Here is a 10,398-nt window from a genome sequence, read left to right as displayed (position 1 = left end):
ATCCGTAGCTATCGCTGTCTGGAATTCCATTACTTCTCCATCGACCTTTATGAGTCCTCTTCCCTTTAGATTTTCCGGTTCAAGCTCCACTCTTCCTGTTCTCAGAACCGATGAGTACATATACTTTTCATTCAGGCTCAATGCCACTGTTTCAGATATATTGTCTTCTATCCTTCCAGGTATTCCCGTATTACCAAATCCATTTGCAGTTACAATCGTATATATTCCATATGCAGTACCATCATGAACAATCTTCTGCATATTATCATCATATATTTCTGCTGTTTTTTCACGAAATCCAGCATAGTTATCTATTATGAACACTACTGCAGGCATATCGTTTTTGTTAACTTTTTTATAGGAGTTGAAGCTTATTCCACCAAGAATATTTTTTCTTGTAGATATAATCCTGTTTATTAAGAATATCAGTTTCCTAATTCTGTCGTCATCATCCTCGCTAACAAAGCCGCCAACCTGTGGAGCCTGTTCAAAGCACCGCAAAGATTTATTGCTAAAGTCTGCTATGTATATATTCACTTCTGAAGCTTTATATCTGGTTATCAATGATGCAATAAGTGTCTGAACAAAGGTACTTTTACCACTTACATTCGTTCCACATATTGCAATATTTCCAGCATCCGCAATATCTATCCTATATGGTTTCTGACTTTGCCTTGATGGATCATCGTACATTCCTATAGTTGCCACCAATGAATATGTATCATCTGATTTATTTATCGGATATTCATTATCTATATCGTCTATAAATATAGGATTAGCTATTGGTGGTATCCACAAACTATAATCTCTGTTATATCCATTTTCTCTTGCTATCTTGGCCAAATACTCTTTAACCGCATCCAACTGCGTTACGCTGTTTGCCGGATTTGACACTTTGGCAATTTTCTTCTTTCTTATAATCTCCGAACCAGAAGCTGAAAGTATCGCAGTTCGTGTATCTTCACCAGAAACCGCATCTCCCCGATACTCAGCTCCACTCCAGCCAGACTGGAAAAGCTCGTACACTTCATCATTTCCAACCTGCAGATATCCCCTTCCTGCCTGAGTTATAAAAGCAGCATCCTCCTTGTGCAGCATCTCTTTACTGTCCTGCTTATCCTGCACTCTAAGACACAGCTTAAACTTGGAATTCGACCAGATATTTTCGTCGACTGTTCCTGCTGGTTTCTGCGTAGAAAGGATCAGATGAACACCAAGGCTTCGTCCAACCTGTGCAACACTTATAAGCTCCTTCATAAATTCCGGCTGTTCTCGCTTCAGCTCGGCAAACTCGTCCACTATTATAAACAGATGTGGTACCGGAAGTTCTACCTCACCAGCTTTTACAAGCTTGGTATAATTATTAATATTGTTCACTCCGGCCTCATTGAAGACTCTCTGTCTTCGCATATTCTCGCTCTTTATGGACACCATAGCTCTCTTTATCGCACTTCCTGACAGATTCGATATTGCTCCTATCATGTGTGGAAGACCATCAAACAGGTTTGCCATTCCTCCGCCCTTATAATCAATAATGAAAAAGCCTATATCATCAGGGCTGTAGTTTATCGCCATTGAGAGAATATATGTCTGCAACGTCTCCGACTTTCCCGATCCTGTAGTTCCCGCAACAAGCCCATGGGGGCCATGATATTTCTCATGTACATCAAGAATACAGTCCTTGCCACCAGCCGACTGACCTATGACAGCCCGCATACTGTTGTAATTTTTGTTTGTCTTCCATCTGTCGAGAACCCGCAATTCTTCCAGCCTTTGTATTCCCAGCATATCAAAAAATGTAAGGCTGTCGGGTATACCGCCAGCCTCCACATCTTCGTTCACCTTTATAACTGCTATTCTGTCGGCAAAAGCTGCCAGTTGACTTTCTGTCACCTTATCAAAATCTACATGGCTATACTCATCCGTCTTCATCCTATGGATTCCCGAAAACTGTTTGTCGATTATAAGCTCATAAGTAGTGTCATTCAACAACTGCGATTCCTTATCAGCCAAGGTTACCACTGTGAAAGAATATTTCTGTGCATCTGTTGTTATGTACTTATTTATCGCATGCCCTTCCAGCAGAGAAGTATCAGCAACAAACAACACAATGTGAGTAAACTGTCGCTTCTCTATAGTATAATCTTTCTGTTCCCGGTCTCTCAGAATATCAATAATTCTGAAAAACAGGTCGTCCACTGAGCTTCTATCTGACGCCATCAGTCTCTCACTATAATCATCGAGCCACACATGCGGCATAAACCTATAGTTCATCCATTCACTGCTATCAGTTTCAGAATCGAATGCAAATGCAAGTTTTACATCACGATAAGAATTATTCGCTGCTATCTGTGCAATCATGGTTCTTGCCACATCAAATGCTTTGCTCTTATCTCCCGCTCCAACTATACCTATTATACCTGTAGCTCCGAGATCCACGCCCTGCGGAACATCCTTTATTCGTGAATATACAGCCTTTACTTTGCCCGGGATCTGTATCAATTCATCATCAGACTGTTCCATTCGTATCTTAGGAACAGTTATATACTCTGACACATCCAATGTTCCCAGGCCAACCCGCTCCACCAGATAATCCTTCTGATTCCTGTTCCTATTCCACAATTCAGTTGACTGATCTGTATATTGCGTTATAACATCAGGAGATTTGTACATATCTCCAAGCACATTTTTTATAGTGTTCTGATTATAAGCTATCTGTTTTATCTGCCGTCTCAGATATCTGGCATACCCAGATCTCCTGTCAAGCTCCCCCTGTGCATTTCTCTTCTTATCATAATGCATATTGATGAAGGCCCATAACACTCCTATAGCCGCAGATGCAGCAGCAGTGATAAGACCTGTATACATAAGCATTCCAGAATTGCTCCCTGATGATCTGTAGCTGTACATAGCAAGAACTCCTCCAAGCATCATAGGGATCATCATTGTAAATGTTGGTCCTATAACCATCAAGAGCGGCTTCTTTTCTATCTGCTGTTTTGCCGGTGGATTCTCAATTGTCACAGACTCTATAACCGGCTCCTTCGTATTTCTGGGAGATCTGTGAAAAAATCTGTCTTTTTCCTGAACATCCGCATATTGAAGCCTCTCAGAATCCATATACGGCAGATTGACAATAATACCATCTTTTAAGTGGTTCTGTATCAGCACGCCGATAAACTGCACACAGTATATTATCCTTAAAGCATCGACTTCTATAATATCTCCACATTTAAGCTTGTATCCTGACTGTACCGGATTGCCATTCACGGTCAAGCTATGGTTGCCAGTATCGCATATACTCCATCCATTTTCATTTTCCACAAATTCGGTCTGAACACCAATCATTTCCGGGCTTCTCACCACAATCTCATTCTCGTCAAGACTTCCTATTCTTATACGATGGACACCCGATATCATATATTTATCCACAGGAGTCATAAATTCCATAAGATTTCCTCTTTCGACTATTTAATAACACACTTTACAGCACTTGTGCTGGCACCATTCTGCACGTTTCCGCCTGACTTATAGCAAGGAACAACCTTAATATAATATTTTCCAGCTTTCAGTCCGGTTATGGTTGTACTGGTACCCGTTATCTTACTCTTTGAATTATATAGTGACATCTGTCCACAATCTTCACTGTCCTTCTTGTAGCCATAATAATATATCCTGTATTCGCTGGCATTATACTCCTTCTTACTATTAGACCACTGTATATATAACTGTCCTGATTTTTTAGATTCTGTATTCGCTATCTTAACTATGTTTGGCACCACTTTTATAGTTCTGGTGATAGACTTTGTACTATAGTGCGCAGCATCCGCTCCCTTTGGTGTAAAGGTAGCTGTAATCACTACACTGCCAAATGCTTTGTTATTCATAACCTGAACTCTTCCACCTGCCGCATTGATCGCAAGCAATTTAGGATTACTTGATTTGAAGCTAAATGTACCCTGACAATCACTAGGTGCAACACACTCAAAGCCATGTGTTCCATTTGCATTGTGCCATGTTGTTGATATAGGACTCTTGAACGAGATCACCGGTACCTTTTTTTCAATTCTAAAATTCTTTACAACTCTCTTTCCTGATACACAGTTGGAACCATTTGCCGTAATAGTAACTGTCGCTGTACCAGGCTCTTTATTATTTGCGTATTGTACTGTATAATCTGATGCCTTCAGCTTTGCACTTCCATACGCAACTGTAACTGCAGGCTTGAAATAACTTCCGCTATATGTATAAGAATTAGCAGCTAATGTCACTGTCGCTTTTGTTATATCCGCCTGAGAAATTGTAAATGTCTTACTTACTTTTCCAGTTAAATTCTTACAACCCTCTATGGCTGCCTCCGCTTTATTTCCGGCCGATACATTATTCTTTAAAGTAATCTTATAGTTATCAGTACCCATTACCGCACCATTCAGCTTCACTGTAACCTTTGGTAACTTTGCTGTTCCGTCATATACACAAGATGCCACATCTATCGATGCAGACTGCACATTTGCAGGCTTAATTGTAAATTCCTTCTGGATCTCTCCGCCATAATCTCCACATCCAGTCACCACAATCTTTGCTTGTGTTCCTGCATTAATATTGTCTTTATAGGTGACCTTATAGTCTGTACCCTGTTCAATAACTCTTCCCTCATACTTGACCTGTACTGTCGGAGCTATCACCTTGCCTGTATATACATATGGTTTATCATCTGAAATGATCACCTCAGCACTGTCCTCTGATAAATTCAAGGCTGAAGGCTTGTACACATTATTATCCTGTCCGCTTGGAGCAATATCAAAACGGTGAGCCCCCACGACTTCATTGCACTTTAGATATGAACCAGACTTAACCTCAAGAGTCATGATACTGCCTCCACATGAGATTATCTTGTCTATTTTGCATGGCTCACTGCCTATGGCCAGTTTTTCGCAGTAGAGTCTCATGGACTGTGCGGTAAGTCCACGTATCTTCAGCTCGTCTTTATCCTCACTGTAATCTATTTTTCCATACACATACGCATCCGCTGCTTCAGACTCGGTCATGGTTATCCATGCAAGCGCTCTTCCGTTTGGTGATGTACTTAATCTTACTCCAACTGGATAATTTGCTATGCAATAATAGGTTTTTACCGCATCAGTCGAATCCGACTCATCAGCGTGTGCCTGCACCATACCAAATGAACATATAGCCAAGACAATCATCACTGCCGCTATAAGTTTTTTTACTCTCGTCATCTGAAATGCCCCCTTTACTTCCTTATATCTCCTCTGCTATTTGTAACCTTCTGTGATTCAACGCCATTTTTCTTCACATAAATTACAGGATAGTATCTGCTATACTTTGATACATTCACAGTAATAACTACTTTCTTGCCTTTCTTTACAGTTTTTATATGTGGCTTACCATATAGTTTTTTCATCTTTGACGATTCATACACTTTTACGATAACCTTTGAATTCGGAGTAGGATTATTTACTGTTACTTTTAGTGTTTTGCTGTTATGGGCAATTGACACAGATGACATCACCGGTCTTACATAATATGTAATCTTTCTTACCTTCTGCTCATATACACCATTATCACCTGCTTTTATCGTAACTATAGCTTTACCAACACCCTTTATTGTTATCTTTCCATTATTCGCTACAGAAATAACCTTAGGATTGGATGAACTATATGTAAGTCTGACTCCACCCTTTGCTGAGGCTCCTATGCTTCTCTTCACGCCCTTCTTATAATTATACTGTGTCTTTTTACTCTTAACCTGTATGCTCTGAGGTTTTCTTACCTTCACAGTGATTGTTTTTGAGCATGGCTTATAATTTGACTTTGTCTTATTATTAGCGCATATTGTTATTTTGGCTGTACCCGTTTTTGTGACTGTTATGACTCCTCTGTCATTGACCTTGAGTACATTCTCGTTTGAACTTGTGTACCTTATCTTCTCATTTCCTGAAGTCGTAGCTGCCAGGGTCATAGATGCTGTTCCACGACTGTTCAGAAGAAGCGTATATGTACCTGCGGCCTGCTTACCATCCTTCTTAACAGAAAGCTTGCATGCTGCCTGAACTATTGAGAATTTCATTGTGAGTGTGCCGATATTCTCATTTTTTCCTGTAATCTTTATAACAGCGGTTCCGACATTTTTATTATTCGAGTATGTAACATCATATGCATCTGCATTTACTACAGAGCCATCATTATCCGTAACTTTAATTACCGGTTTTATAGGCTTTCCCGTATAAGAATAACTCTTAGCCGGAATACTTACATTCATACTGTTTTCATCAAACCTATAAGCCCTCCTGATAATCACATTCTCATCAGAATCCGGAGTATATATGTTGTTACCAGCCTCATATGTATACAGATATGTTCCGGTTGGATTTCCCTCCTTGAACAAGCCGGTTCCAAAATCCGCATCCGCCGGTCTTCTTAACAATCTAACATATTGAAGATTTTTGCACCCTATAAAACAGAAATCGCCCAGTTTTGTCAGTCTTTCCGAAAAATCCAGATGCTCTAACAATTCGCATCCCGCAAAGGCACAATTTCCAACACTTGATAAATTATCAGGAATATCTATGTTCTTTATTCTGTTACAGCCCTGAAAACAATAGTCTCCCAGATTCTTGGTATACTCTGATAATTTCAAATCGGTTATGCTATAGCACTCTCCAAATGCAAACTGACCAAGTTCGTATATCTGAGATCCAGACATGTCTACATTCTTCAAACTTGAACATCTGGCAAATGCATACGCCCCCACCGACAAAGTTCCTTTCGAAAATTCCACAGACTTTAAAGAAGTACATCCATAAAAAGCCCTTCGTCCTATAGTGAGAGGTTCGTCTCCCTCTATAACCACAGACTCCAGATTTGTACATCCTGAAAATGCATTGTTACCTATATGTGTAACTCCAGGCTTTACTACAACCTTTATAACATTGAAATTAGTCCACGGCTTCTTGTCCTCCAGTCCAAAGTCAATCATCGCCTTATTTGTGGAAACATCCAATGTCAGCACCCCACTGTCACCATTATATTCAGCCCTGATTCCAGCATCCTCCGACACTGCATTCGTCGAAGCATATGCCTGTACCATTTCTGGAACAAGGCTGACCATACACATAATCACTGCTCCTACAATTACTGTAATTATCCTTCTCTTTAACTCCTTTTTCATGATCAATCACCCCACTCTTCTTCTTCTGTTATAAACTCATCTTCATTTACGCTTGATGTTCCGCTGTCCGCCTGTTCATTTGTTCCCGAACCACCAGATGATCCCGATCCACCACCTGCTGAACCGGAGCTTGCAGCCACAGACGAGCTTGTCTTCTTGCCCTTACTCACTATCAGATACAACTGAGTATCTTCAGTCATCTCAGTTCCCGCCTTTACGCTTTGTCTGATGATCACATTCTCATCAACGGTATCAGAATTCTCCTGGAGGGTACTAAAGGTGATTCCAAGGGTTGAACACTGTATAGTTGCATCATTCAAGGTCATACCTACAAAGTCAGGAAGTTTTACTGTCTGCTCTCCCAGGCTTACTGTGACCTTTACAGAACTCCCCTTTTCTATGCTGGTTCCCTGTGTATCCTGCTGTTCAATTATCAAGCCAGCCGCAACATCCTTACTATATTCTTCAGTTTCTTCAAGCTCTATACCAGCCTCTGTAGCCATAGCTCTGGCATCATCCAGAATTTCACCAACAAATTCCGGCACAACTGTCATCTCCTTGCCTTTACTGACCGTTATTCCAACTGAAGCCTTACGTTTCACCTTCATTCCCTTGGCTATATCCTGTGAGATAACGCATCCTTCTTCTACCTCAGAACTGTATTCTTTTTTCTCCTCAAGCGTTACACCAGACTCTCTGGCAATTTGTTTTGCCTCCGCCGTTGTGTGCCCAACAAAATCAGGCACAACAGATTTCCTATTAACCATCATGATAATTAACACAACTGAAACCAATACGATTCCAGCTATTACACCTATGATGATCTTCATATTGGGTCCATGCTTGTCAGAATCACCAGCTTCAAGTGCTTTTAAAATGTCTTCAAGCTCATCTCTGCTATCCTTCGCAGCTTCTCCAACGCCCGCAGCTCCAACATCATCTTCCCGCGACACAACACCATCTCCTTTACATTATTGTCAAACAATAGTATTGCATCATCAATTATTTTTGTCAACAGTCATTTAGTTTTTCTCTATTTAATTATAAAAAAATACATTGTTTTCATAACAAATGTTGTTAAGTAAACAATGTATTTTTACAAATCATGCCTTTATAGTTTTACACTTCTGTTTGTTCTTGCACTAATTGCAAAACAAAATCCCCAAAATCTTCTGCTAACGTTTCAACTATCTCATATTCCTTACCATTATAAAATGCCATTATAACCCTAGGCTCTTTTTGCTCGTTTAAATATGAATAATCTAAATATGCCATATTCCCATCATCAAAATTATATATAGGTATCCACTCATTAGGTAAGTTATATTCTTTCCGGTCATTTAACGCATAAGCAACAGAATTCCCCTCCAATATTCCTGAATCATCATCTGGGTCAATTCCAAAAATTTCATTACCATAAAATGATAAATAGCCATATTTTTTATAAAATTCTATACTTTGATTTGAAAATTTTATATTAAGCATTTGCTCTGATTTTCTAATTTCTTCTTCGTTTTTCCCCCCCGCTGTAGTATAAAATTTACATTTAGGTGCTAACTCCATTGCTTTAATAAAATTTGTATAGCTCATATATACCTCCACTAATCTAAATTATTACTTCGCCATTTCCAATATTCTCTTCTCCACTTATTAAACTTACTTCTATTAATCTTAGATGGAGCTTGTCCTATATTAGTGTGCAGTTTGCTGTAATTCTGCTGATGCTCTGTAGCCGTTATTTCCATAACTGGTCCATTATCTGTTTGATCAATGTGATGTATATTAACAGATTTTCCATCTGTTCCAATAGGTGCCAGTCCTTGCTCCATTCTCTGTGTATTCGTTCGACCCTGTTTGTCTACAAAACCAGGATCAAATGTGTTTTTATCCATTGTAACAGTTTTTCCGTTTACATCAACAGTTTTTTTGCCATTCTTCCAATTAACATTACCTCCACCCCCTCCCTGTCCTTTGCCAGTAGATATAACACCATTTTCACTCTCCGCCTTTGACGACGACTTCCCACCTCCAACAGACTGCATAGCAAACGATGTTGCCGCACTTTTTACCCAAGTCTTAACTATATCTCCGCCAGTAAAGTCTTTATCATACTTGTTTGAGTGATACGCATATACCACAGTATCTACAGTTGCATCAGATACCATATTCATAGCTTTTACAGCCATGACTCTTCCTACTGTGAGTTCTGCCCCAGACATAATTGCAGATGTTCCAGCTCCTAATCCTCCACTGATTGCACCCAATATTGCTCCAGATTCAAAACCATTTGCAAATCCATCATAAAATGACTTGCCGGATTTCATTGAAGCTATTCCATTCATAACGCCTGACGTGGCAGCACCAATAATAGCAGATGTCGCTATAGACTGTGTTACCGTGGCGGCCGCCGCCCCTAGTACTGCAGGGCAGACTATCGCCACTGCAGCAGTAACCACAAGCACGCCTATGCCTATAGCCAGCTTTCCTTCACTGGTCTCATACCACGGAGTTTCAGCATACAGGTTGCATAGAGTCTGTCCAGATGCCTCGAATTTTTCGTTACATTCTTTATACAGATCGTATGCCTCATCCAGAACCTTCTTCAGAGTCCCAAGCCGATCATATTCATCTACCAGTTGAGCACGATATCTGTCCAGGGATGATATATCCAGAGATTCCGCCATCTTGCTTATGTATATTATATCTCTCTGACGTCTGATATCATCAATATACTGTCCAAGTGTATCATATATCTTTGACAGCCTGTATGGTTCATCTTCAAGCTTGCCCAAGTCTACATACAAAAGAACTCCTCTATTTTCCATTATTTCCCTCATTCAGGTATTTGTCAACAAATTCAAACTCTTCCGGGTCCTGAAATCCAACAAAATATACCCGTTCTATCTGGTCATGATCAAACATGTACGTCTGTTTTGTAGATATATTTCCCTCTGGATACAGGCATCCTATATAGTCCCTTACGCTATCTGAATCCTCTGCCTTCTGCAGTCTTCCATATATCATCAGCCTTTTATTTGCGTTCTTTAATAACACAACCGAACCGATCGGCAGATATTTCTTAAATTCAATCATAATAACCTCCTCAATCTCAAAATGCCATCTCTGATGGCTATCAGAGATGGCACTTCTTTCCTACGAAATAATATTTGCTGCAAGCGATTCCGTTGCCGCTGCATTCTTTTTCT

Annotated in this window: 7 protein-coding genes; all 7 read right to left on the bottom strand. The window is 40.0% G+C overall.

Annotated elements, in window-relative coordinates; genetic code table 11:
- On the bottom strand, nt 1-3,450 hold a 3,450-nt coding region (essC, locus tag OCV54_RS14480; RefSeq protein ID WP_055224712.1), incomplete at its 3' end, for a type VII secretion protein EssC.
- A gap of 17 nt (nt 3,451-3,467) precedes the next feature.
- The gene (locus tag OCV54_RS14475; protein WP_055224710.1) at nt 3,468-5,240 is read right to left on the bottom strand and encodes a hypothetical protein; all 1,773 of its coding nucleotides are present in this window, start codon (nt 5,238-5,240) and stop codon (nt 3,468-3,470) included.
- 14 nt (nt 5,241-5,254) lie between these two features.
- The gene (locus tag OCV54_RS14470) at nt 5,255-7,192 is read right to left on the bottom strand and encodes a leucine-rich repeat domain-containing protein (RefSeq protein WP_055147843.1); all 1,938 of its coding nucleotides are present in this window, start codon (nt 7,190-7,192) and stop codon (nt 5,255-5,257) included.
- Nucleotides 7,193-7,194: 2 nt separating this feature from the next.
- Entirely contained in the window at nt 7,195-8,145 is a 951-nt protein-coding gene (locus OCV54_RS14465) for a PASTA domain-containing protein (protein WP_055147846.1), read from the bottom strand.
- A 166-nt stretch (nt 8,146-8,311) separates the two neighbouring features.
- Nucleotides 8,312-8,782, bottom strand: coding sequence for an SMI1/KNR4 family protein (locus tag OCV54_RS14460; protein ID WP_055147849.1), 471 nt, complete (start codon nt 8,780-8,782; stop codon nt 8,312-8,314).
- A gap of 11 nt (nt 8,783-8,793) precedes the next feature.
- Nucleotides 8,794-10,017 carry an HNH/ENDO VII family nuclease gene (locus OCV54_RS14455; protein WP_055224708.1) on the bottom strand — a complete coding sequence of 408 codons (1,224 nt, stop codon included), beginning with the start codon at nt 10,015-10,017 and terminating at the stop codon, nt 8,794-8,796.
- Entirely contained in the window at nt 10,007-10,285 is a 279-nt protein-coding gene (locus tag OCV54_RS14450; RefSeq protein ID WP_022216712.1) for a DUF4176 domain-containing protein, read from the bottom strand. The genes OCV54_RS14455 and OCV54_RS14450 overlap by 11 nt, the downstream gene beginning before the upstream one ends.
- Nucleotides 10,286-10,398 lie beyond the last annotated feature (113 nt).

This window comes from Coprococcus aceti, assembly GCF_025567285.1.
Classification (GTDB): domain Bacteria; phylum Bacillota; class Clostridia; order Lachnospirales; family Lachnospiraceae; genus Coprococcus; species Coprococcus aceti.
This window is presented reverse-complemented; position numbering and strand designations above follow the sequence as displayed.